The sequence below is a fragment of the Streptomyces sp. NPDC056628 genome, from assembly GCF_042792555.1.
In the GTDB taxonomy this organism is placed as follows: Bacteria; Actinomycetota; Actinomycetes; order Streptomycetales; family Streptomycetaceae; genus Streptomyces.
In genome coordinates this window covers 161,704-186,822 of sequence record NZ_JBHTWG010000012.1, presented here as the reverse complement: position 1 = coordinate 186,822, position 25,119 = coordinate 161,704, and the positions used below count along the sequence as shown (strand labels likewise).

General features: G+C 71.3%; 14 protein-coding genes, 1 tRNA gene and 1 rRNA gene. 12 read left to right on the top strand and 4 right to left on the bottom strand.

What is annotated here, in order from left to right; translation table 11 throughout:
- From rrf to ACFRAC_RS17860, 3 genes are all read left to right on the top strand, one after another.
- A 5S ribosomal RNA gene (gene rrf / locus ACFRAC_RS17870) occupies positions 1–95 on the top strand; the annotation flags it as partial.
- 113 nt (positions 96–208) lie between these two features.
- Positions 209–871, top strand: coding sequence for a DegT/DnrJ/EryC1/StrS family aminotransferase (locus ACFRAC_RS17865; protein WP_382924829.1), 663 nt, complete (start codon positions 209–211; stop codon positions 869–871).
- A 75-nt stretch (positions 872–946) separates the two neighbouring features.
- Positions 947–1,022 (top strand) — tRNA-Thr (locus tag ACFRAC_RS17860).
- 58 nt (positions 1,023–1,080) lie between these two features.
- Here the strand turns inward: ACFRAC_RS17860 and ACFRAC_RS17855 are convergent.
- Entirely contained in the window at positions 1,081–3,825 is a 2,745-nt protein-coding gene (locus tag ACFRAC_RS17855; RefSeq protein ID WP_382924825.1) for a SpoIIE family protein phosphatase, read from the bottom strand.
- Between the two features lie 378 nt (positions 3,826–4,203).
- Between ACFRAC_RS17855 and ACFRAC_RS17850 the strand changes: the two genes are divergently transcribed.
- The 9 genes from ACFRAC_RS17850 to ACFRAC_RS17810 all read left to right on the top strand — a co-directional run bounded on the left by ACFRAC_RS17850 (position 4,204) and on the right by ACFRAC_RS17810 (position 18,546).
- A complete protein-coding gene (locus ACFRAC_RS17850) occupies positions 4,204–9,678 on the top strand; it encodes a HAMP domain-containing protein (protein WP_382924824.1) in 5,475 nt (1,824 codons plus the stop codon).
- 244 nt (positions 9,679–9,922) lie between these two features.
- On the top strand, positions 9,923–10,606 hold the full coding sequence (locus ACFRAC_RS17845; protein ID WP_361346303.1) for a response regulator: 684 nt from the start codon (positions 9,923–9,925) through the stop codon (positions 10,604–10,606).
- A gap of 148 nt (positions 10,607–10,754) precedes the next feature.
- Positions 10,755–13,502, top strand: a complete 2,748-nt coding sequence (locus ACFRAC_RS17840; protein WP_382924823.1) for a DNA translocase FtsK — start codon at positions 10,755–10,757, stop codon at positions 13,500–13,502.
- Between the two features lie 276 nt (positions 13,503–13,778).
- Positions 13,779–14,618 (top strand): helix-turn-helix domain-containing protein, encoded by an 840-nt coding sequence (locus tag ACFRAC_RS17835; RefSeq protein WP_382924822.1) that lies wholly within the window; start codon positions 13,779–13,781, stop codon positions 14,616–14,618.
- A gap of 94 nt (positions 14,619–14,712) precedes the next feature.
- Positions 14,713–16,182: a 30S ribosomal protein S12 methylthiotransferase RimO gene (rimO, locus tag ACFRAC_RS17830; RefSeq protein WP_382924821.1), complete on the top strand. Its 1,470-nt coding sequence runs from the start codon at positions 14,713–14,715 to the stop codon at positions 16,180–16,182.
- A complete protein-coding gene (gene pgsA / locus ACFRAC_RS17825; RefSeq protein ID WP_382924820.1) occupies positions 16,179–16,967 on the top strand; it encodes a CDP-diacylglycerol--glycerol-3-phosphate 3-phosphatidyltransferase in 789 nt (262 codons plus the stop codon). Before rimO ends, pgsA begins: the two co-directional genes overlap by 4 nt.
- The gene (locus ACFRAC_RS17820) at positions 16,964–17,509 is read left to right on the top strand and encodes a CinA family protein (RefSeq protein ID WP_382924819.1); all 546 of its coding nucleotides are present in this window, start codon (positions 16,964–16,966) and stop codon (positions 17,507–17,509) included. The genes pgsA and ACFRAC_RS17820 overlap by 4 nt, the downstream gene beginning before the upstream one ends.
- A gap of 109 nt (positions 17,510–17,618) precedes the next feature.
- The gene (locus tag ACFRAC_RS17815) at positions 17,619–17,999 is read left to right on the top strand and encodes a helix-turn-helix domain-containing protein (RefSeq protein WP_019756312.1); all 381 of its coding nucleotides are present in this window, start codon (positions 17,619–17,621) and stop codon (positions 17,997–17,999) included.
- Positions 18,000–18,267: 268 nt separating this feature from the next.
- A complete protein-coding gene (locus ACFRAC_RS17810) occupies positions 18,268–18,546 on the top strand; it encodes a hypothetical protein (RefSeq protein WP_382924818.1) in 279 nt (92 codons plus the stop codon).
- Here ACFRAC_RS17810 and ACFRAC_RS17805 read toward each other — a convergent pair.
- The 3 genes from ACFRAC_RS17805 to ACFRAC_RS17795 form a co-directional block, all read right to left on the bottom strand.
- A complete protein-coding gene (locus tag ACFRAC_RS17805; RefSeq protein ID WP_382924817.1) occupies positions 18,494–19,258 on the bottom strand; it encodes an SDR family NAD(P)-dependent oxidoreductase in 765 nt (254 codons plus the stop codon). The two genes, ACFRAC_RS17810 and ACFRAC_RS17805, sit on opposite strands and share 53 nt — an antisense overlap.
- A 32-nt stretch (positions 19,259–19,290) precedes the next feature.
- Positions 19,291–20,175, bottom strand: coding sequence for a DNA-formamidopyrimidine glycosylase family protein (locus tag ACFRAC_RS17800; RefSeq protein WP_382924816.1), 885 nt, complete (start codon positions 20,173–20,175; stop codon positions 19,291–19,293).
- A gap of 64 nt (positions 20,176–20,239) precedes the next feature.
- Positions 20,240–25,114 carry an ATP-dependent helicase gene (locus ACFRAC_RS17795; protein WP_382924815.1) on the bottom strand — a complete coding sequence of 1,625 codons (4,875 nt, stop codon included), beginning with the start codon at positions 25,112–25,114 and terminating at the stop codon, positions 20,240–20,242.
- Positions 25,115–25,119 lie beyond the last annotated feature (5 nt).

Sequence of the window (25,119 nt, the reverse complement as noted above, 5' to 3'; positions counted from 1 at the left end):
AAACGCCCGGTTACATTCCGAACCCGGAAGCTAAGCCTTACAGCGCCGATGGTACTGCAGGGGGGACCCTGTGGGAGAGTAGGACACCGCCGAACAATACTTAGAGGGCTGGACCCGAAACTTAGGTTTCGGGTCCAGCCCTTTTTTGTTGTGCGTCATCTGTCGTTCACGTGTCGAGCACACGATCCATGGCATGGGTACTGCTGCAATGCTCCGGGCCGCCGGCATAGGGGTCGGTGACGAGGTCGTCGTACCGGCCTTCGGGAACGTCGAGGTGGCCGAGGCCGTGGTCCTCGCGGGTGCGCTGCCCGTGTTCGCCGACATAGACCCGGTGACGTACTGCCTGGACGCCGCCGCCGTGGACGCGGTCCTCGGTCCGCGGACGGCCGCTGTCGTCGCCGTACACCGCTTCGGGCGGGTGGCCGATGTGCCGCGGCTGCGGGCCGTCGGGCGACGGCATGGGCTGCTGGTGCTGGAGCAGGGCGAGTCCGAGGTGCCGTACGACGAGGTCGCGCAGCGCCGTCAGCGGGCGGCCTATTTGGACGCCAAGTTGAAGGGTGTGCTGGTGCCCGACGGCGGTGACGGGCACACCTACCAGCAGTACGTGGTGCGGGTGCCCGGGAACGGGCGGCCCGACCGGGACGCGTTCGCACGGGCTCTGCGGCTCAAGGGAGTTGAGTGCCGCGTGCCGGTGAAGACGCCGGTGCATCGGCTGCCCGAGTACCGGCGGTGCGTGTCCCTGCCGGAGACCGAGCGGGCCGCCGACGAGACACTGGCGCTGCCCGTCGACGCCGCCCTCACCAAGCGGGAGTTGCAGCGCGTGGTGTCGGCCTGCAACGCGCTCGGCGGACTGCTCCAGCCCGCCTTCTGACGGAATTTGGGAGCACGGGCGCGTTCAGGGTACGATCTCTTTCGTTGCCGCGAGGGAAACCCCGCAAGGCAGCCGGCCCCTATAGCTCAGTCGGTAGAGCGTCTCCATGGTAAGGAGAAGGTCAACGGTTCGATTCCGTTTGGGGGCTCCACAGAAAAGGCCCCGCCCCTTCGGGCGGGGCCTTTTTCATGCCCTTTTTCCGTCTTCTCTCAGTCCTGGTGGACTTCCGGAACCCGCATGGCCAGGATCGCCATGTCGTCGGACGGGGCGTCGGAGGCGAAGCGTTCGACCGCGCGCATGATGCGGGCCGCGACCGCGCCGGCCGTCAGGCCCGTGCAGGTGGTCAGGACGTCGGCGAGACCGTCGTCGCCCAGCATGCGGGTGCCTTCGCGGCGTTCGGTGACACCGTCGGTCACGCACAGCAGGACGTCGCCCGGGTCGAGGGTGACCGTCTGCTCGTAGAGCTCCAGGTCCTCCATGACCCCCAGGAGAGGCTGGGGTTCGGCGGCCGGTTCGACGGTGCCGTCCTGGCGCAGGCGGAGGGGGAGCGGGTGGCCGGCGCAGACCACCTTCAGCTCCGCGCTGCCGTCCTCCTGCGGCCTCATCTCGCCGTAGAGGAGGGTCAGGAAGCGGCTGCGGGCTCCCTCGTCGAGGATGGCGGAGTTCAGGCGCTCCAGGACGGCGGGGCCGCTGAGACCCTCACGGGCGAGGAGCCGCAGGGCGTGCCGGGCGAGGCCGGTGACCGCGGCGGCGTTGGGGCCCGTGCCGCAGACGTCGCCGATGGCGAAGCCGTAGGCGCCGTCGCTGATGGGGAAGAGGTCGTAGAAGTCGCCGCCGACCTCGTTGCCCTCGCCGGCGGCGCGGTAGATGACCTCGACCTCCACGCCGTCGATCTCGGGCAGCTCCGGCGGCAGGAGGCTGCGCTGCAGGGACTGGCTGATGGCCGTGCGCTCGGAGTAGAGGCGGGCGTTGTCCAGGGCGAGGGCCGCCCGTCGGCTCAGGTCCTCGGCGAGTTCGAGGATCTCCTGGCGGAAGTGCTCGTCGGTCGGCTTGCCGAGGGTCAGCATGCCGATGACGCGGTTGCGGGCGACGAGCGGCAGGACGACGGTCTCGCCGCCCACCGCGGAGGCCGTGGCGAGCGTGGGGCCGATACCCGCGCTGACGCGGCCGACCGGCTCGCCGAGACCGAGGCTGCGCATGGAGGTGCGCAGGGCGGCCTGGTGCGCCGATTCGGCGGGAGCCGACCAGATGCGGGCGCCCGGGGTGGGTACCGGGTCCGGCGGGGAGATCTTCGACAGCAACGACTTGATGCCGTCGATGAGTTCCTCGTCCTCGTGCAGGACGTACGACAGGTACGGCTCCGAGGCCTGGTCGGCGATCGTGTAGACGGCGCACCAGGTGGCGAGGGTGGGGACCGTCATCTGGGCCATGAGCGCCAGCGTCTGGTCGCGGTCCAGGGTGCCGGCCAGCAGGTCGGACGCCTCCACGAGGAAGCTGAGGGAGCCCCGGCGCAGCCGTTCGAGTTCGCCGAGGCGGGCGGACTCGACGGCCAGGGCGATGCGGTCGGCGGCGAACTGGAGCCGCAGGGCCTCCTCGTTGGTGTACCGGCCGGGTCCCTCCGCGGCGACGCCGAGGGAGCCCGTGAGGCGGCCCTCGACCTTGAGGGGGACGGTGACGACCGAGCGCATGCCGGTGCCGCGCAGCAGGGGGACGGCGCCGGGCACCATCGTGAGGTCCTCGTGGACCGCCGGCATCCGGGCGGAGCCGTAGCGGCCGGGGCCGGCCTCGACCGGGACGCGGGCGAAGCGCTGGCGGGCGGAGGGCAGGCCGGTGGAGGCGCGGACCTCCAGTTCGGTCTCGTCGTCGGTGGCGAGCAGCAGGAAGGCCGAGTCGCCGTCGAGCATGTCGCGGGCGCGTTCCACGGTGCGCTGGAGCAGGCCGTCGAGGTCGTCCGGGGCGGGGGAGCCGATGAACACCTCGAACGGGTCGCTGCTCGAGGACTCGGAGGCGGAGTCGCCGGCCGGCACGCGCACGGGTGTCTGGAGGACGGCGCGCTCGTGGTTGCGGACCAGGAGGCAGACCGTGGAGGGCTCGCCGTCGGTGTCGCGGACGCGCAGGTGGGAGGCGTACACCGGAATGACGCGGCCGTCGGCGCCCCTTATGCCGTAGCTGCCCTCCCAACGGGAGAGCTGGAGGGCCTCGGCGATGCCGGTGCTTGTGCCGGGGGTGTGCGGCCAGGCCGCGAAGTCGGTGAGGGGCTTGCCGACGACCTGCTCCGCCGCGTAGCCGAAGAGGTCCTCGGCGTCCTCGTTCCACGAGGAGATGGCGCCGGTCCGGTCGATCTGGACCACGGCGACGCGGACGCGGCCGTCGGCGAGCGGGAGGAGGTCGAGGGGGAGCGACGGTCCGGCGGCGCGGGTGCCGACGGGGCGCTCGGGCAGGTCGAGCTGGAACCAGACCTGTTTGTGGGTGGGGGAGTAGTCGACGCCCCAGCGGCCCGCGAGCGCCGCGCAGAGCTGGAGGCCACGGCCTCCCTCGCGGTCGGGGCTGCCCATGTTGACGGGCGAGCCCTGGAGCGGGATCTCCCGTTCCGGGTAGTGGTCGGCCACTTCGATCCGTACGCCGTCCTCGCTGCGCAGGCACAGGACGTCCGCGGAGGTGCCCGCGTGGACGACGGCGTTCGTCACCAGTTCGCTGGTGAGGACCACGGCGTCGTCGACGATGTCGGCGAAGCCCCAGCCCTGCAGGGTGTCGCGGACGAAGGAGCGGGCGCTCGCGACGGACCGCCCGACGGGCTCGAAGCTGGCTGCCGCGCGCGCGGTGATCACTGAACTCCTCGTCCGGTCGTCGACATGCAGGGCTTCGCGGCCGGCCGGGTCGTGCCGCTGGTGCGGCATCTGTCCGCCCGTCGGCCCCTCCGGGGTCGGTGCCCCCGGAATCAGTCCGGTGGTCATGTCCGGCTGCCCCTCCGTTTGCCCGCTCGTGCTCCTCCTGCCACCGCCCAGGCCGGACGGACCGGCGCGGCTGGACAGCCGCATGCAAGGTTACTTACCTTCGCGGTCCCTGCGGATGCCGGTCTGCAGTGTTTCCGTCCGGGGGGTGTGCGGACGATGTGCGAAGCTGCCGAACTGTTATGGCCGGGTTCAGCCGGGGTGAAACACTGGGCAGGCTTCCGGTGAAGGTCCGGGCAGGCCGAGTGTGGGGCGCGTCCGGCGGGCAGCAGCCCGTGGTGCGGCCCCGTTCGTCCGGGCGGACCCCCGGTGGACAACGGGTACGCGCAAGCAGCAGCACCGAGCACGACAGTGATGGTCGACCCCTGCGGGAGGGACACAGTGGAGTCTGGCGCAGCGACGCGGGGCACTCAGACGCGCGCGAAAGGCGGACAGTCCCTGAAGAACGAACGCAAGAGTCGCGGCGGTACCACCGCCGTGGACACGGCGGCCCTGAACCGGCTGCTGGCGGCCTTGGTGTCGATGCGCGACGGGAACTTCCGCAAGCGGCTCACGGTGTCCGGGGACGGCGTGATGTCGGAGATCGCGGCCGTCTTCAACGAGGTGGCCGACCGGAATCTGCACCTCACGGGTGAGCTGGCGCGGGTGCGCCGGATGGTCGGCCGGGAGGGCAAGCTGACCGAGCGGCTGGAGACCGGGGCCTGTGAGGGCTCCTGGGCGGCCGCGATCGACAACTCGAACGCCCTGGTGGACGACCTGGTGCGACCGGTGTCCGAGGTCGGGCGGGTGCTGTCGGCGGTGGCCGAGGGTGATCTGTCGCCGCGGATGGAGCTGCGGACGCAGGCCCCGGACGGCACGGGGCATCCGCTGCGGGGCGAGTTCCTGAAGGTCGGCCGTACCGTCAACAACCTCGTCGACCAGTTGTCGACGTTCACCGACGAGGTCACGCGGGTGGCCAGCGAGGTGGGCACCGAGGGCAAGCTCGGTGGGCAGGCCCGGGTGCGGGGCATGTCGGGTTCCTGGAAGGACCTGACGGACTCCGTCAACACGATGGCGTACCGGCTGACCGCTCAGGTGCGGGACATCGCGCTGGTGACGACGGCGGTCGCCAAGGGCGATCTGTCGCGCAAGGTCACGGTGCACGTGGCCGGCGAGATGCTGGAGCTGAAGAACACCGTCAACACGATGGTGGACCAGCTGTCGTCGTTCTCGTCCGAGGTGACGCGCGTCGCCCGCGAGGTGGGCACCGAGGGTGAGCTGGGCGGTCAGGCGCAGGTGCCCGGTGTGGCCGGTGTGTGGAAGGACCTCACCGATTCGGTGAACCTGATGGCCGGCAACCTGACGGCCCAGGTGCGCGGTATCTCACAGGTGACGACGGCGGTCGCCAACGGTGACCTGTCGCAGAAGGTGACGGTGTCGGCACGGGGCGAGGTGGCCCAGCTCGCGGACACCATCAACCAGATGACCGAGACGCTGCGGATCTTCGCGGACGAGGTCACGCGGGTGGCCAACGAGGTCGGCGCGGAGGGCCAGCTGGGCGGTCAGGCGAATGTGCCGGGTGCGGCCGGCACCTGGAAGGACCTGACGGACTCCGTCAACACGGTGTTCCGGAATCTGACCATTCAGGTGAGGGACATCGCGGCGGTCACGACCGCGGTGGCCAGTGGTGACCTCTCGCAGAAGGTCACGGTCGACGTGGCCGGCGAGATGCTGGAGCTGAAGAACACCGTCAACGGCATGGTCGATCAGCTGTCGTCGTTCGGCAGCGAGGTGACCCGGGTCGCCCGGGAGGTCGGTGTCGAGGGTGAGCTCGGCGGCCAGGCGCAGGTGCCGGGGGCCGCGGGCACGTGGAAGGACCTCACGGACTCCGTCAACACGGCGTTCAGGAACCTCACGGGACAGGTGAGGAACATCGCGCAGGTGACGACGGCGGTGGCCAACGGCGACCTGTCGCAGAAGGTCACCGTGGACGTGTCCGGCGAGATGCTCCAGCTGAAGAACACCGTGAACACGATGGTGGACCAGCTCTCGTCGTTCGCCGACCAGGTGACGCGGATGGCCCGGGACGTGGGCACGGAGGGCCGCCTGGGCGGTCAGGCCGTCGTACCGGGGGTGTCGGGAACCTGGAAGGAGCTCACCGACTCCGTCAACTTCATGGCCGGCAACCTGACGTCCCAGGTGCGGCAGATCGCCCAGGTGACGACGGCGGTGGCGCGCGGTGACCTGTCGCAGAAGATCGACGTCGACGCGCGCGGGGAGATCCTCGAACTGAAGAACACCATCAACACGATGGTCGACCAGCTCTCCGGCTTCGCCGACCAGGTGACCCGGGTGGCCCGTGAGGTGGGCACCGAGGGCCGGCTCGGCGGCCAGGCGCAGGTGCCCGGCGTCGCCGGTGTGTGGCGGGACCTCACGGACTCCGTGAACGGCATGGCCGGCAACCTCACCGCCCAGGTGCGCAACATCGCGCAGGTCGCGACGGCGGTGGCGCGCGGTGACCTCTCGCAGAAGATCACCGTGGACGCGCGCGGGGAGATCCTGGAGCTGAAGAACACGCTGAACACGATGGTGGACCAGCTGTCGTCGTTCGCGGAGGAGGTCACCAGGGTCGCCCGTGAGGTGGGCACCGAGGGCGAGCTGGGTGGTCAGGCCGAGGTGCAGGGGGTCTCCGGTACCTGGAAGGACCTCACCCAGTCCGTGAACTTCATGGCGAACAACCTGACCATCCAGGTGCGCCAGATCGCCGAGGTCACGACGGCGGTCGCCAAGGGCGACCTGTCCAAGAAGATCACCGTCGACGCCAAGGGCGAGATCCTCGAACTGGTGACGACCGTCAACACGATGGTCGATCAGCTGTCGTCGTTCGCCGAGCAGGTGACGCGGGTGGCCCGTGAGGTGGGTACCGAGGGCATCCTGGGCGGTCAGGCGCACGTCCCGGGGGTCACGGGCATCTGGAAGGACCTCAGCGGCAATGTGAACCTGATGGCGAAGAACCTCACCATGCAGGTGCGCAACATCTCGCAGGTCGCCGCCGCCGTCGCCAACGGCGATCTGACGCGGACGGTGACGATCGAGGCGCGCGGCGAGGTCGCGCAGCTCGCGGACACGTTCAACACGATGGTGAAGACGCTGAGTTCGTTCGCCGATCAGGTCACCAAGGTGGCCCGTGAGGTGGGTACGGACGGCATCCTGGGCGGTCAGGCGCATGTGCCGGGAGTGTCCGGCACCTGGAAGGACCTCACCGAGTCCGTGAACCAGATGGCGTCGAACCTGACCGGTCAGGTCCGCAACATCGCCATGGTCACGACCGCCATCGCGAAGGGCGACCTGACGAAGAAGATCGACATCGACGCCCGGGGCGAGATCCTGGAGCTCAAGACCACGATCAACACCATGGTCGACCAGCTGTCGTCGTTCGCGGAGGAGGTCACCCGCGTCGCCCGCGAGGTGGGCACCGAGGGGCAGCTCGGCGGCCAGGCACGCGTGCGGGACGTCGACGGCACCTGGCGGGACCTCACCGAGTCCGTGAACGAGATGGCCGGGAACCTCACCCGGCAGGTGCGCGCCATCGCGCGCGTGGCGACCGCGGTGACCCGCGGCGACCTGAACCTGAAGATCGACGTCGACGCGTCCGGCGAGATCCAGGAGCTCCAGGACTACATCAACAAGATGATCGCCAACCTGCGCGACACCACGATCGCCAACAAGGAGCAGGACTGGCTCAAGGGCAACCTGGCCAGGATCTCGGCGCTGATGCAGGGCCGCCGGGACCTGGAGGACGTGGCCTCGCTGATCATGAGCGAGCTGACGCCGGTGGTGTCCGCGCAGCACGGCGCGTTCTTCCTGGCGATGCCGCTGGTGGACGGCAAGGACATCAGCGCCGAGGGCGAGGACCAGTACGAACTGCGGATGCTGGGGTCGTACGCCTACTCGATGGGGTCGATGCCGACGTCGTTCCGGCCGGGCGAGGGGCTGATCGGGACGGCCGCCCTGGAGAAGCGCACGATCCTGGTGGAGAACGCGCCCAGCGGCTATCTGAAGATCTCCTCCGGGCTCGGTGAGGCGCCGCCCGCGCAGGTGATCGTGCTGCCGGTGCTGTTCGAGGGCAAGGTGCTCGGCGTGATCGAGCTGGCCTCCTTCACCCCGTTCACGCACATCCAGAAGGACTTCCTCAACCAGATCGCCGAGATGATCGCGACCAGCGTCAACACCATCTCGGTCAACACCAAGACCGAGGTGCTGCTGCGCCAGTCGCAGGAGCTGACCGAGCAACTGCGCGAGCGGTCGGCCGAGTTGGAGAACCGGCAGAAGGCCCTCCAGGCGTCCAACGCCGAACTGGAGGAGAAGGCCGAGCTGCTGGCCCAGCAGAACCGCGACATCGAGGTGAAGAACACCGAGATCGAGGAGGCGCGGCAGGTGCTGGAGGAGCGCGCCGAGCAGCTCGCGGTGTCGATGCGCTACAAGAGCGAGTTCCTCGCCAACATGTCGCACGAGCTGCGCACGCCGCTCAACTCGCTGCTGATCCTGGCGAAGCTGCTCGCCGACAACGCCGAGGGGAACCTCTCCCCGAAGCAGGTCGAGTTCGCCGAGACCATCCACGGGGCCGGTTCCGACCTGCTGCAGCTGATCAACGACATCCTGGACCTGTCGAAGGTCGAGGCGGGCAAGATGGACGTCTCGCCGACGCGGATCGCGCTGGTGCAGCTGGTGGACTACGTCGAGGCCACGTTCCGGCCGCTGACCGCGGAGAAGGGCCTGGACCTGTCCGTGCGGGTCTCGCCCGAGCTGCCGGCCACCCTGCACACCGACGAGCAGCGCCTGCTCCAGGTGCTGCGGAACCTGCTGTCCAACGCGGTGAAGTTCACCGACTCCGGATCGGTCGAGCTGGTCATCCGGCCCGCGGGCTCGGACGTGCCGCAGTCGATCCGGGAGCAGCTGCTGGAGGCCGGGTCGCTGGCCGAGGCCGACGCCCCGCTGATCGCGTTCTCGGTGACCGACACCGGCATCGGGATCGCCGCGAGCAAGATGCGGGTGATCTTCGAGGCGTTCAAGCAGGCGGACGGCACCACGAGCCGCAAGTACGGCGGTACGGGTCTGGGGCTGTCGATCTCGCGGGAGATCGCCCAGCTGCTCGGCGGTGAGATCCACGCGCAGAGCGAGCCGGGGCGCGGTTCGACGTTCACGCTGTATTTGCCTCTGCACCCCAGCGAACTGCCTCCGCAGGGGTATCAGCAGCAGCTGCCGCCGCTGGACCCGGGTGACCTGGTGGCGTCGGCGGCCGATCTGTCGGAGCTGTCCGATGCCGAGATCGAGACGCCGGCCGAGGTCCGGTCGTACCGGGAGACGCAGAACGGAGCCGCCGCGCTCTTCCGGCGCCGGCGCCGGGCCGCGGAGCTGGAGCAGCGGCCCGCCCAGCCGGAGCTGCGGCCGGCGGGCACCGACGAGGCCGCGGCCGCCCGGGCCCGGCGGGGCATCCGCTTCGGGGGCGAGAAGGTGCTGATCGTCGACGACGACATCCGCAACGTCTTCGCGCTGACCAGCGTGCTGGAGCAGCACGGCCTGTCCGTGCTGTACGCGGAGAACGGCCGGGAGGGCATCGAGGTCCTGGAGCAGCACGACGACGTGGCCGTCGTCCTGATGGACATCATGATGCCCGAGATGGACGGGTACGCGACGACCACGGCGATCCGCCGGATGCCGCAGTTCGCCGGGCTGCCGATCATCGCGCTCACCGCGAAGGCGATGAAGGGCGACCGGGAGAAGGCGATCGAGTCGGGCGCCTCCGACTACGTGACCAAGCCGGTGGACCCCGATCATCTGCTCACGGTGATGCACCAGTGGATGAGGGAGCAGTGACGGGGGCGGACGGGCGTGCCGGGATTTTGTTGACTCAGGGTGCTCGAAGCTGTGTAGAAGTGCGGGATTCGGGGAACCTTCACGTCTCCCGCTACGTTTCTGCTACGTGCACAGTGACATCGTGGTGACAGGGTGTGGCGACAGGCGGGGTGCGGCTACCATGACCGGCACGAGGGCGGGCGGCGTAAGGGAGCCGTCCCCTGGGGCGGAGCCCGGTGCACTGCCGGGGCGAGGAGGGCGGGCCATGGTGCAGAAGGCCAAGATCCTCCTGGTCGATGACCGGCCGGAGAATCTGCTGGCGCTGGAGGCGATCCTCTCTGCGCTCGATCAGACCCTGGTGCGGGCATCGTCCGGGGAGGAAGCGCTCAAAGCGCTGCTGACGGACGACTTCGCGGTCATTCTGCTGGACGTCCAGATGCCGGGAATGGACGGTTTCGAAACCGCGGCGCACATCAAGCGACGGGAGCGGACCCGGGACATCCCGATCATCTTCCTCACCGCGATCAACCACGGTCCGCATCACACTTTCCGCGGATACGCGGCGGGCGCGGTGGACTACATCTCGAAGCCGTTCGACCCGTGGGTGCTGCGGGCGAAGGTCTCGGTGTTCGTCGAGCTGTACATGAAGAACTGCCAGCTGCGCGAGCAGGCGGCACTGCTGCGGCTCCAGTTGGAGGGCGGTGGCGGGAAGGCCGCCGGCGCCGAGTCCAAGGAGCCCGCCGGGCTGCTCGCCGAGCTGTCGGCGCGCCTGGCCGCCGTCGAGGAGCAGGCCGAGGCGCTCTCGAAGCAGCTCGACGACGACTCGGCCGACGCGGCCGCGGTGGCCACGGCGGCCCATCTCGAACGCAAACTCACGGGTCTGCGGCGGGCGCTGGACGCGCTGGAGCCGGGCGCCGGCAACGCGTCGTCGGTGTCCTCGCAGAACTGAGCGCGGGGCGGCCCCGGTTGGTGACCGGGCGGCGCTATGTCCCGATGTGTGAGTCGGCGTCAGTTCACGGCCTCCGCACGGGCGACACGAACGGGTGAAGCGGTGGGCACACGTGTCCACTGTCTCCTCCACCGGTAACCTCACCTCCATGGCCTCACGTTCCTCCGCAGCCAAGAAGCCGCCCGCGAACAAGGCGGCCGCTTCGGCGAAGGCTCCGGCGAAGAAGGCCGCCGCCAGGAAAGCCCCCGCGAAGAAGGCGCCGGCGAAGAAGGCCGCGGCCCGCAAAGTCGCGCCCCCGCCCAAGCCGGCGCCCAGCCCCACCGGGGGCGTGTACCGGTTCGTGCGCGCGATCTGGCTCGGGCTCGCGCACGCCGTCGGCGCGGTGTTCCGCGGGGTAGGGCAGGGCGCGAAGAACCTCGACCCCGCCCACCGCAAGGACGGCGTCGCCCTGCTGCTGCTCGGCCTCTCCCTGATCGTCGCCGCCGGGACCTGGTCCAACCTGCGCGGCCCCGTCGGGGACCTCGTCGAGATCATCGTGACCGGCGCCTTCGGCCGGCTCGACCTGCTGGCGCCGATCCTGCTCGCGGTCGTCGCCGTGCGGTTCATCCGGCACCCCGAGAAGCCCGAGGCCAACGGCCGTATCGTCATCGGCCTGTCCGCGCTCGTCCTCGGCGTGCTCGGCCAGGTCCACATCGCGGTCGGATCGCCGGCCCGCAGCGCCGGCATGCAGGCCATAAGGGACGCCGGCGGGCTCATCGGCTGGGGCGCGGCGACTCCGCTGACGTACACCATGGGCGAGGTCCTGGCCGTACCGATGCTCGTGCTGCTGACGGTCTTCGGTCTGCTGGTGGTCACGGCCACCCCGGTCAACGCGATCCCGCAGCGGCTGCGGCTGCTCGGCGTGAAGCTGGGCCTGCTGCCCGATCCGGAGGACGACGAGGACTACCCCGAGGACGACGAGCGCTACGACGAGCAGTGGCGTGAGGCGCTGCCCGCCGCGCGCGGGCGCAGGCGGACCCGGTCCCCCGAGGCGTACGACCCCGAAGGAGCCGAGCAGGAGGCCTTCTCGCGCCGTCGCGGGCGTCCCAGGCGCTCTGCGGTGCCCCAGCCCGAGATGGACCGTCCCATGGACGCTGTGGACGTCGCCGCGGCCGCCGCGGCCGCGCTCGACGGCGCCGTGATGCACGGCATGCCGCCCTCGCCGATCGTCGCCGACCTCACCCAGGGCGTCAGCGTGGGCGACCGCGAGGACACCACGCCCGTGCCGACGCCCGTCCCTGCGGCGCGGCCCCAGCAGGACCGGCTGCCCAGGCCGAAGGCCGCCGGTCTCACCAAGACCGAGGTCCCCGATCTCACCAAGGCCGCGCCCGTACCCGACGAGATCCGCGATCTGCCCCCGCGCGCGGAGCAACTGCAGCTCTCCGGTGACATCACCTACGCGCTGCCGTCGCTGGACCTGCTCGAACGCGGCGGTCCCGGCAAGTCGCGCAGTGCCGCCAACGACGCCGTCGTCGCGTCGCTCACCACCGTCTTCACCGAGTTCAAGGTCGACGCCCGGGTCACCGGCTTCACGCGCGGGCCGACGGTCACGCGCTACGAGGTCGAGCTGGGGCCGGCCGTCAAGGTCGAGCGCATCACCGCGCTCACGAAGAACATCGCCTACGCCGTCGCCAGCCCCGACGTACGGATCATCAGCCCGATCCCCGGCAAGTCCGCGGTCGGCATCGAGATCCCCAACACGGACCGCGAGATGGTGAACCTCGGTGACGTGCTGCGGCTCGCCGCCGCCGCCGAGGACGACCACCCGATGCTGGTCGCGCTCGGCAAGGACGTCGAGGGCGGCTACGTCATGGCGAACATCGCCAAGATGCCGCACGTCCTGGTCGCCGGTGCGACCGGCTCCGGCAAGTCGTCCTGCATCAACTGCCTGATCACCTCGATCATGATGCGGGCGACCCCGGAGGACGTCCGCATGGTCCTGGTCGACCCCAAGCGCGTCGAGCTGACCGCGTACGAGGGCATTCCGCACCTGATCACGCCGATCATCACCAACCCGAAGCGGGCCGCCGAGGCGCTCCAGTGGGTCGTCCGCGAGATGGACCTGCGGTACGACGACCTGGCGGCCTACGGCTACCGGCACATCGACGACTTCAACGAGGCCGTCCGCAGCGGCAAGGCGAAGGCCCCGGAGGGCAGCGAGCGGGAGCTCCAGCCCTACCCGTACCTGCTGGTCATCGTGGACGAGCTCGCCGACCTGATGATGGTCGCGCCGCGGGACGTGGAGGACTCCATCGTCCGCATCACGCAGCTCGCGCGCGCGGCCGGCATCCATCTGGTGCTCGCCACCCAGCGGCCGTCGGTCGACGTCGTCACCGGTCTGATCAAGGCGAACGTGCCCTCGCGGCTGGCCTTCGCCACCTCCTCGCTCGCCGACTCCCGGGTCATCCTCGACCAGCCGGGCGCCGAGAAGCTGATCGGCAAGGGCGACGGCCTGTTCCTGCCCATGGGCGCGAACAAGCCGACCCGGATGCAGGGCGCGTTCGTGACCGAGGAGGAGGTCGCGGCGGTCGTCCGGCACTGCAAGGACCAGATGGCACCCGTCTTCCGGGACGACGTGGTCGTCGGGACGAAGCAGAAGAAGGAGATCGACGAGGAGATCGGCGACGACCTCGACCTGCTGTGCCAGGCGGCGGAACTGGTGGTGTCCACGCAGTTCGGCTCGACGTCCATGCTCCAGCGCAAGCTGCGGGTCGGGTTCGCCAAGGCGGGGCGCCTGATGGACCTCATGGAGTCGCGCGGCATCGTGGGACCGAGCGAGGGATCGAAGGCGCGTGACGTCCTCGTCAAGGCCGAGGAGCTGGACGGTGTGCTCGCGGTGATCCGCGGGGAGGCTTGAATGTGCCCCCGGCGGAAAAGCGGACCCTTGGTGGCGAGCGGGCCGGGTAGGCGATGAGTCGATGCCTGATCGTGACTCACCCGTAGGGGATCATTGAGCAACCGTTTCCCTTCGACGTACGTCAAGTTGAGCGAAACGACAAACTCTTGGCCGCCATCGGCGTGTCGGGCCCTACCGATGGCGTACAAAGTCCCACCGCCCGCTTGCCTCACCCTTTTGTCGCCCCCCTAGACTGAACCTCCAGCACAGGTGGCTCAACGCTCGAAAGGCGCCCCCGTGTCCATCGGCAACTCCCCTGAAGACGAGCGTCCGTTCGACGACGAGTCCGACGACTCCCGGCCCTCGATCGGGCATGCCCTGCGGCAGGCCCGTCTCGACGCCGGGTTGACCGTCGACGACGTCAGTACCGCCACCCGGGTCCGCATCGCCATCGTGCAGGCCATCGAGGCGGACGACTTCACCCCCTGTGGTGGCGACGTGTACGCCCGTGGCCACATCCGGACCGTGGCCAAGGCCGTCCACCTCGATCCGGCCCCGCTGCTCGCCCAGTACGACGCGTCCCACGGCGGACGGCCGGCGCCCACCCCGGCGGCCCCCCTGTTCGAGGCGGAGCGCATCCGTCCCGAGCGCCGCGGGCCGAACTGGACCGCGGCCATGGTCGCCGCGATCGTCGCCGTGATCGGGTTCGTCGGCTTCACCGCCTTCAAGGGCGGCGACGACGAGGGCGGGAAGTCCGCCGTCGCCGAGGGCGGCTCGACGCCGTCGGCCGACAAGAGCGCGGCGACCCCCAAGACCGACAAACCGAAGGACCCCGAGCCCGAGCCCTCCGACAGCGCCATCGCCGCCGTCCCGCAGGACAAGGTGACCGTGCAGGTCAGTGCCGCCGACGGACGCAGCTGGGTGGCCGTCAAGGACCACAACGGCCGGCTGCTCTTCGACGGCCTCCTCAAGCAGGGCGACAGCAAGACCTTCCAGGACAGCGAGAAGATCAACCTGGTCCTCGGCGACGCCGGAGCGATCGACCTGTACGTCAACGGCAAGAAGATCGAGGACGACTGGCGGCCGGGCGCCGTGGAGCGCCTGAGCTACACCAAGGGCGACCCGCAGGCCGGATAGGTCCGGACGACGGGGTGAGCCGTGGACGGGGTCGGCCGGGATCGGCCAACCCCGTCGACATGGGCTGTCAGTGAGACAAAGTAGTCTTGAGCCCATGCCTGAACGCCGTACCGTCGCACTCGTCACTCTTGGCTGCGCCCGCAACGAGGTGGACTCGGAGGAGCTCGCAGGCCGCTTGGAGGCGGACGGCTGGGACCTCGTGGAGGACGCCGCCGACGCGGACGTCGCCGTCGTCAACACCTGTGGCTTCGTCGACGCTGCCAAGAAGGACTCCGTCGACGCCCTCCTGGAGGCCAATGATCTCAAGGGCCACGGGAGAACCCAGGCCGTCGTGGCCGTGGGCTGCATGGCCGAGCGGTACGGCAAGGACCTCGCCGAGGCCCTTCCCGAGGCCGACGGCGTGCTCGGCTTCGACGACTACGCGGACATCTCCGACCGCCTCCAGACCATCCTGTCCGGCGGCATCCACGCCGCGCACACCCCGCGGGACCGGCGCAAGCTGCTGCCGATCAGCCCGGCCGAGCGGCAGGAGTCCGCGGCCGGGGTCGCGCTGCCCGGGCACGCCCCCGCCGATCTTCCGGAAGGGCTCGCTCCGGCCTCCGGGCCGCGGGCGCCGCTGCGCCGCCGCCTCGACGGCGCCCCCGTCGCCTCGGTGAAGCTCGCCTCCGGCTGCGACCGGCGCTGCACCTTCTGCGCCATCCCGTCCTTCCGCGGCTCCTTCATCTCGCGCCGGCCGAGCGACGTGCTGAACGAGACGCGGTGGCTGGCCGAGCAGGGTGTCAAGGAGATCATGCTGGTCTCCGAGAACAACACGTCGTACGGCAAGGACCTGGGTGACATCCGGCTGCTGGAGTCCCTGCTGCCCGAGCTCGCCGAGGTCGACGGCCTCGAGCGGGTCCGCGTCAGCTATCTGCAGCCGGCCGAGATGCGGCCCGGTCTGATCGACGTCCTGACGTCGACGCCGAAGGTCGCCCCCTACTTCGACCTCTCCTTCCAGCACTCCGCGCCCGCCGTGCTGCGCGCGATGCGCCGCTTCGGCGACACCGACCGCTTCCTGGAGCTGCTGGACACCATCCGCGGCAAGGCGCCCCAGGCGGGGGTGCGCTCCAACTTCATCGTGGGCTTCCCCGGCGAGACCGAGGCCGACCTCGCCGAGCTGGAGCGCTTCCTGAACGGGGCCCGGCTCGACGCGATCGGCGTCTTCGGCTACTCCGACGAGGAGGGCACCGAGGCCGCGACCTACGACGGCAAGCTGCCCGAGGACGTCGTCGCCGAGCGGCTCGCCAGGGTGTCCCGGCTCGCCGAGGAGCTGGTGTCGCAGCGGGCCGAGGAGCGCCTCGGCGAGACGGTGCACGTGCTGGTCGAGTCCGTCGACGAGGACGGCGTGTACGGGCGCGGTGCGCACCAGGCGCCGGAGACGGACGGCCAAGTGCTGCTCACGAGCGGCGCGGGCCTGAGTATCGGTCGTATGGTCGAGGCGAAGGTGGTCGGCACCGAAGGCGTCGATCTGGTGGCCGAACCCCTCCAGGGCACGTTCGCGTGTAGTGAGGAGGCGGGCAGATGACCGGAGTTCCGGCGTCCGCCGCGGGCGGCCCCTCCCCGGCGGGTGCGACGGGCAAGGTGAGCGCGGTGGGTACGACGGGGAAGGCGAACGCGACAGGTGCGTCCCAGCCGGGTGTGGCCCGGCCCGCGGGCGGCCAGGGTGCCGAGGGCGACGGCCGGCCCGCGCGGGGCGCCAAGATCGCGGCCGCGGCCGTCAACCAGGCGAGCATCTGGAACATCGCCAATCTGCTGACCATGCTCCGGCTGGTCCTGGTGCCGGCATTCGTCGCCCTGATGCTGGCGGACGGCGGTTACGACCCCGCCTGGCGCTCGTTCGCCTGGGCGGCTTTCGCCATCGCCATGATCACCGACCTGTTCGACGGGCATCTGGCCCGCGCCTACAACCTGGTCACCGACTTCGGCAAGATCGCCGACCCCATCGCCGACAAGGCGATCATGGGAGCGGCCCTCATCTGTCTGTCCGGGCTCGGCGATCTGCCGTGGTGGGTCACGGGCGTCATCCTCGGCCGGGAACTCGGGATCACCCTGCTGCGTTTCATCGTCATCCGGTACGGCGTCATCCCGGCGAGCCGCGGTGGCAAGCTGAAGACGCTCACGCAGGGCGTGGCCGTCGGTATGTACATCCTGGCGCTGACGGGGTGGCTGGCGACGCTGCGCTGGTGGGTGATGGCGGCTGCCGTCGTGTTGACGGTGGTGACCGGACTCGACTATGTGAGACAGGCCATTGTGCTGCGGCGGCAGGGAATCGCGGAGCGCAGGGCAGCGTTGGAGGAGACGGAAGCGTGAACTCTCGCGCCGCGGACGTCGTGCGACTACTCACGGTGAAGGGCGAGACGCTTGCCGTCGCCGAGTCGCTGACCGGCGGCCTGGTCGCGGCGGACATCACCGGCATTCCGGGGGCGTCGAAGGTCTTCCGCGGATCGGTGACGGCCTACGCCACCGACCTCAAGCACCGGCTGCTCGACGTGGACGCCACCGTGCTGGAGCGGCGCGGAGCGGTGGATGCGCAGGTGGCGGCGGAGATGGCGGCCGGTGTGCGCAAGGCGCTGGGAGCCGACTGGGGCATCGCCACGACCGGTGTGGCCGGCCCGGATCCGCAGGACGGACAGCCCGTGGGCACCGTCTTCGTGGCCGTGGACGGCCCCGTCCGTCCGGATTCCGGTTCCGCCGGTGGCGGAAAAGTGGAGGCCCTGCGGTTGAACGGCGGCCGGGCGGAAATTCGTATGGAGAGTGTACGGAGCGTACTCGCCCTGCTTCTGAGGGAGCTGGCGAACGAACACAGTGGGAATGAGCGGGCACAGGATACGGAACGGAACGGGGGGTTTTGATGTTTGCAGCCCTGAGTGAACACGACATCGCTCCCCGCACGGCCGCGGCGCAAGGCGGTACGGTGGGGCGTGAAGGATGCGGCTACGCGGTCCGAGGAGGGAGCCACCGATGATTCTGCTCCGTCGCCTGTTGGGTGACGTGCTGCGTCGGCAGCGCCAGCGCCAGGGCCGTACTCTGCGCGAAGTCTCCTCGTCCGCCCGAGTCTCGCTCGGCTATCTCTCCGAGGTGGAGCGGGGGCAGAAGGAGGCTTCCTCCGAGCTGCTCGCCGCGATCTGCGACGCGCTGGACGTACGGATGTCCGAGCTCATGCGGGAAGTGAGCGACGAGCTCGCCCTTGCCGAGCTGGCTCAGTCTGCTGCGGCCACCCCCAGTGAGCCTGTACCCACATCGGTCCGGCCGATGCTGGGTTCCGTATCGGTGACCGGTGTGCCACCGGAACGGGTGACCATCAAGGCGCCGTCCGAAGCGGTGGACGTGGTCGCCGCGTGACGGTGCCACCGGTGCGCGTGAACTGACCATGCGCTGAGGTGTGGTGTGAGGCCCCGGCCAGGGCTTCTCCAGTCGGATCTGGAGAGTGCGGGTCGGGGTTTCGTGCTGTCCGGGCTTCCGTGAGCCGTCGGGGCGCGCTTGCCGAGGTGCCGCGCGCCGGTCAGGGTGGACGTGTGACGGCGCATGAACGCGCGGTGACGAGGGCCTGCGCTGTGTACGCCCGCTGGTGGCGCAAGGCGCGATGCGGCGCCGGGCTGGAGGTGAGCGGATGGCACGGCCCATAGTCCGCTGGGGGGTGGTTCTCGGGGGTTCCGCGCTGTGGTGGTGGGCCGTGGTGCGTCTCATGTGCGCACCGGGCGCGGGAGCGCTGGAGGCGGCCGTCGCCGCCGGCGGCTGGGGGCTGAGCCTGCTGCCGGTGCACTGCGAACCGAAGGGTCAGGCGGACGGGGCCGTCGACGCGCGGAAGTGGGTGCGGGCCTGGCGCGCGGGGCGCACTACCACGGCATCGCCACACCACCGTTCGGACGCAGGATCTGCCCCGTCGTGAACGACGAGGCGTCGGACGCCAGATGAAGCACCGTGTGCGCGACGTCCTCCGGTTCGCCGACCCGGCCCAGCGGTGACAGCCGCGCCATGGACGACTCCGCCCGCGCCTGTACGGCGTCGTCGTGCCGGTCGGTCATGGGGGTGCGGATCCAGCCCGGAGCGACCGCGTTCACGCGGATGCCGTGCGGGCCCATCTCCGCTGCGAGGGTCTTCGTCAGCTGGACCACGGCCGCCTTGGCCGCGCCGTACGCGAGAAGGCCGGGCGCCCCGGTGTCCACGGCGCCCGAGGCCATCGTGACGATGCTGCCGGCGACGCCCCGGTCGAGCATGGCGCGGGCCGCCTCCTGGCAGGCGTACAGCACGCCTTTGAAATTGACCTCCAGCACCCGGTCCAGGTCCTCGTCACGGGTGTCCAGGACGGGGCTGCTGTGCATGATCCCGGCGATCGCCGCCATGACGTCCAGCCGCTCGCAGGAGGCGACGGCACGGTGCAGCCGCGCGGGGTCGGTGACGTCCAGGTGGTGGGTGCGGGCGCTGGCGCCGGCCGCCTTGATGAGGTCCGCCGTCTCGTGCAGTCCCTGCCTGTCGCGGTCGGCGCAGTGCACGGTGGCACCGGCCTGGGCGAGCAGGACGGCCGAGGCGCGGCCGATGCCGCCGGCGGCACCGGTGACGAACGCGGTGCGGCCGGTGAGGTCGTACGCCGTGACGGGCATGAGGGGACCGTAGAGGCGTATCTGACGGGTCGTCAACTATTGGCGCCGTCGCGGTCCCCGGGACGCGGGGGAGTGCCGGGCGTGCCGGTCGGGGCAGGGCCGGCCTGGCAGCGGGGGCACCAGTAGGTGGGGCGGTCGCGGGAGCCGTCGCCCTGCTGCGCCACGCGGATCCGGGTGCCGCAGCGCACGCAGGCGCGCCTCGCGCGGCCGTAGACGAAGAGGTCCTGGCCGCGCAGGCCCGTCGTCCTGCGGATCGGGCGGTCGCGGTTGGCCTCCAGCAGCTTCTTGGCGAGCAGGGGCAGTTGGGCGGTGTGCTCGGCGGGCAGCGCGCCGACCGGCAGCCAGGGGGTGACCCGCAGCAGGAAGCAGATCTCGCTCTTGTAGACATTGCCGACACCGGCGAGGTTGCGCTGGTCCAGCAGGGCCTCGCCGAGCGAACGGCCGGGATCGGCGAGCAGGTTGGCGAGGGCGCGGTCCGGGTCCCAGTCCGGGCCCAGCAGGTCGGGGCCGAGGTGACCGACCACCGTGTCCTCCTCGGCGGTGCGCAGGACCTCCAGGACGGGGAGGCGGTAGCCGACGGCCGTGCGGGCCGGGCGCGCCTCGGCGGCGGCCGCGTCCGGGGCGGGGGCGGTGGTCAGGACCGCCCGGATCTGGTGGACGGGACCGCCCGCCCAGCGCTCTCCGTCGGTGGAGATCCGCCAGGAGCCCTCCATGCCGAGATGCGAGTGGATCGTCAGGCCGCCCTCGACCCGGGTGAGGAGGTGCTTGCCCCGCGCCGTGACGTCCAGGACGGTGCGGCCCGCCAGGTCGACCGTGGCGAACCTCGGCACCCGGAAGTCGCTCAGGGCCAGTACCCGGCCCGCGAGGGCGGCGTGGAGCCGCTTCGCGGATTGCCAGACCGTGTCACCTTCGGGCATGTCTCAAGGGTGACACGAGGGGCGGGGAGCACGCCGGGGAGCCGGGCCGGCCCTGACGGTGCGATCAGGCACGGAGGCGGAGCCCTCGGGGCGTCGCGATGAAGCCCGCCGCCTCCAGGAGCGTGCCCACGGGAGACGTCAGGGCCTGTGCGCCGTTCACCCGCTCCACCGTGACCGTGCCGAGGGAACCCGCCGCCGCGGCGCCCGCCAGGGCTTCGGCGGCGGCCCGCAGCCGGGGGTCGTCGGCGGGCTCGGTCTCCGGGGCCGACGGCCAGGCGAGCAGGGTCTTCCCGCCGCGCTCCATGTAGAGGGTGAGCTCCCCGTCGACCAGGACCACGAGCGAGCCCGCCTTGCGGCCCGGCTTGTGCCCGGCGCCGGTGGGCGGCTCGGGCCAGGGGAGGGCGGCGCCGTACGCGTTCGCCGGGTCGGCCGCCGCGAGGACGACGGCCCGGGTGGCCGGGGTGGGGCGGTTGCGGCGGGCGCCGGTCCCCCACGGGGAGTTCGGCCCCCGGCGGAGGCCGGCACCGGCGCGGTCCAGGGGGGAGACGTACTCGTCCGGCTTGAGCCGCTCGAGGTGTGCGTCGAGGAAGTCGTGGTCGAGGTCGGGGATGTCGTAGGACGGGCCGCCGTCGGGGTCGTCCGGTAGGCCGCCGGAGCCGTCGGCCCCCGGTGTGGGCGGGCCGGGCAGGTCCTCCCCGCGGTCGCGGGCGTTGGACACCGCGCGCAGCCGGTCCACCGCGCCGTCCATCGCGAACTGCGCGGCGCCCAGCCCCTCCACGACATAGCCGCGCCGGGCCTGGCCGCTCTCCTCGAAGGCGGCCAGGATGCGGTATATCGCCGAGAAGCCGCCCTCGACGCCCTCCGCGGCGACCGCGCCGCGCGTCACCACGCCGTGCCGGTCCAGAAGGGTGCGGGCCAGGGCGTGGGCCCGCACGGTCGGGTCCGGTTCCTGCGCGGGCAGCAGGGACCAGCGGCCGGCGACGGTCGGCGGGCCGGTACGGGAGGCGGTGCGGGCGGCGGCGGTCAGCGAACCGTAGCGCCCGCGCGGGACCGTGCGCTTGGCGCGGTGGGCCGTGGAGCCCGCGGTGCGGCCCGAGCCCAGCAGCGAACGCATCGGTGCGAGCGTGTCGTTCGTCAGGCGGCCCGACCAGGCCAGCTCCCAGAGGGCGTCCGCGAGCTGCGGGTCGGTGGCCTCCGGGTGGGTGGTGGCGCGGATCTGGTCGGCGATCTGACGGAAGAACAGGCCGTAGCCGCCGGACAGGGTGTCCAGGATCGACTGGTGGAGCGCCGTCAGCTCCAGGGGATGGGGCTGCGGCAGCAGCAGGGGGGCGGTGTCCGCCATGTAGAGGGAGACCCAGCCGTCCTTGCCCGGCAGTGAGCCCGCCCCCGCCCACACGACCTCACCGGCGGCCGTGAGTTCGTCGAGCATGGCCGGCTGGTAGCCGGCGACACGGGACGGCAGGACGAGCTTCTCCAGCGCGGACGCGGGCACGGAGGCCCCCTGCAACTGCTCGATGGCGCGGACCAGTCCGTCGGTCCCGCGCAGGCCGTGGCCCTTGCCGATGTGCTGCCACTGCGGCAGGAACTGGGCGAGCGCACCCGGCGGCACCGGCTCCAGCTCGTGCCGCAGCGCGGCGAGGGAGCGGCGGCGCAGCCGGCGCAGGACCGTGGCGTCGCACCACTCCTGGCCGATGCCGGCCGGATGGAACTCGCCCTGCACCACGCGTCCGCTCGCCGCCAGCCGCTGCAGCGCGCCGTCGGTGATCGCCACCCCCAGGCCGAAACGGGCCGCCGCCGTCGCCGAGGTGAAGGGTCCGTGGGTGCGGGCGTAGCGCGCGAGGAGGTCGCCGAGGGGATCCTTGACCGGCTCGGTGAAAGCCTCCGGGACACCCACGGGCAGTGCCGTGCCCAGCGCGTCGCGCAGGCGGCCCGCGTCCTCGATCGCCGCCCAGTGGTCGGCGCCGCCGATCCGCACCTTGATGGCCCTGCGGGCAGCGGCCAGCTCCCGCGCCCACGCCGGCTCCGCGCCGCGCTCGGCCAGCTCGGCGTCCGTGAGCGGGCCGAGGACGCGCAGGAGGTCGGCGACGCCCTCGACGTCCTTGATCCGGCGGTCCTCGGTGAGCCACTGCAGCTCGCGCTCCAGCTCCGTCAGCACCTCGGCGTCCAGCAGCTCGCGCAGCTCCGCCTGCCCGAGCAGCTCGGCCAGCAGCCGCGAGTCGAGCGACAGGGCGGCGGCGCGGCGCTCGGCCAGCGGCGAGTCCCCTTCGTACAGGAACTGGGCGACGTACCCGAAGAGGAGGGAGCGCGCGAAGGGGGACGGCTCGGGGGTGGTGACCTCGACGAGCCGCACCTTGCGGGACTCCAGGTCGCCCATCAGCTCGATGAGGCCGGGAACGTCGAAGACGTCCTGGAGGCATTCGCGGACCGCCTCCAGCACGATCGGGAACGAGCCGAACTCGCTCGCCACCTCCAGCAGTTGCGCGGCACGCTGGCGCTGCTGCCACAGCGGGGTGCGCTTGCCGGGGCTGCGGCGCGGCAGGAGCAGGGCGCGCGCGGCGCACTCGCGGAAGCGGGACGCGAACAGCGCCGAGCCGCCGACCTGGTCGGTGACGACCTGGTCGACGTCACCCTTGTCGAAGACGACGTCCGCAGCGCCGACGGGCGCCTGGTCGGCGTCGAACTCCGTGCCGGCCTTCCTGGGCTCCTGGTCCAGCAGGTCCAGGCCCATGAGATCGGCGTCCGGAAGGCGCAGCACGATGCCGTCGTCGGCGTGCATGACCTGCGCGTCCATGCCGTAGCGCTCGGACAGCTTCGCGCTCAGGGCCAGGGCCCAGGGGGCGTGGACCTGGGCGCCGAACGGGGAGTGCACGACCACACGCCAGTCGCCGAGCTCGTCGCGGAAGCGCTCGACGACGATCGTGCGGTCGTCCGGGATGTGACCGCATGCCTCGCGCTGCTCGTCCAGGTACGACAGCACGTTGTCCGCGGCCCAGGCGTCCAGGCCCGCGGTGAGCAGGCGGAGCCGGGCGTCCTCCTTCGACAGCGAACCGACCTCGCGCAGGAACGCGCCCACCGCGCGGCCCAACTCCAGCGGGCGGCCCAGCTGGTCGCCCTTCCAGAAGGGCAGCCGTCCCGGCACACCCGGAGCGGGGGAGACCAGCACGCGATCCCGTGTGATGTCCTCGATGCGCCACGAGCTGGTGCCCAGCGTGAAGACGTCGCCGACACGGGACTCGTAGACCATCTCCTCGTCCAGCTCGCCGACCCGGCCGCCGCCCTTCTTCGGGTCCGATCCGGCGAGGAACACCCCGAACAGGCCGCGGTCGGGGATGGTGCCGCCCGAGGTGACCGCGAGGCGCTGGGCACCCGGCCGGCCGGTGATGGTGCCGGCGACCCGGTCCCACACCACGCGCGGGCGCAGCTCGGCGAAGGCGTCCGACGGATAGCGGCCGGCGAGCATGTCGAGGACCGCCGTGAACGCCGACTCGGGCAGCGACGCGAAGGGAGCGGCCCGGCGGGCCAGCGCGAGGAGGTCGTCGAACTGCCAGGTGTCCATCGCCGTCATGGCGACCACTTGCTGCGCGAGGACGTCCAGCGGGTTCGCCGGGACGCGGAGGGACTCGATGGCACCGGTGCGCATGCGCTCGGTGACCACGGCGGACTGGACGAGGTCGCCCCGGTACTTCGGGAAGACCACTCCCGTGGAGACGGCCCCGACCTGGTGCCCCGCGCGGCCCACGCGCTGCAGGCCCGACGCCACGGACGGCGGCGACTCGACCTGGACGACGAGGTCCACCGCGCCCATGTCGATGCCCAGCTCGAGGCTGGAGGTGGCGACGACCGCGGGGAGGCGGCCCGCCTTCAGGTCCTCCTCCACCAGGGCGCGCTGCTCCTTGGAGACCGAGCCGTGGTGGGCGCGGGCGATGACCGGCGGCGCTCCGTGGGCGGCGCCGGAACCGCCCATCAGCTCCGCCGGGGAGTGGTGCTCGTCCAGGGTTTCGCCGGTGGCCCGCTCGTAGGCGATCTCGTTCAGGCGGTTGCACAGGCGCTCGGCGAGTCGGCGGGAGTTGGCGAACACGATCGTGGAGCGGTGCGACTGGATGAGGTCGGTGATCCGCTCCTCGACATGCGGCCAGATCGAGGGGCGCTCCGCGCCTTCGGAGCCGTCGGTCACCGGGGAGCCGCCCAGTTCGCCCATGTCCTCGACGGGGACGACGACGGACAGGTCGAACTCCTTGCCCGACGCCGGCTGGACGATCTCCACCTTCCGGTTCGGCGAGAGGTAGCGCGCGATCTCGTCGACCGGGCGGACGGTCGCGGACAGGCCGATCCGCCGCGCCGGCTTCGGCAGGAGCTCGTCCAGGCGCTCCAGGCTGAGTGCGAGATGGGCGCCGCGCTTGGTGCCCGCCACCGCGTGCACCTCGTCCAGGATCACCGTCTCGATGCCGGTCAGCGCGTCGCGGGTCGCCGACGTCAGCATGAGGAACAGCGACTCGGGCGTGGTGATCAGGATGTCCGGGGGCCGGGTCGACAGCGCCCGCCGCTCCGCCGCCGGGGTGTCGCCGGAGCGGATGCCGACCCTGACCTCCGGCTCGGGCAGGCCGAGACGGACGGATTCCTGGCGGATGCCGGTCAGCGGGCTGCGCAGATTGCGCTCCACGTCCACGGCGAGAGCCTTCAGCGGGGAGACGTACAGGACGCGGCAGCGCTTCTTCGGGTCGGCCGGCGGGGGCGTGGCGGCCAGCTGGTCCAGGGCGGCGAGGAACGCGGCCAGCGTCTTGCCGGAACCGGTGGGGGCCACGACCAGCACGTCCGAGCCCTCGTGGATGGCCTGCCACGCGCCTGCCTGCGCCGCGGTGGGCGCGGAAAAGGCACCCGTGAACCAGTCACGGGTCGCTGGGGAGAAGCCGTCCAGGGCTCGCTGGGGATCGCTGACCATGCATC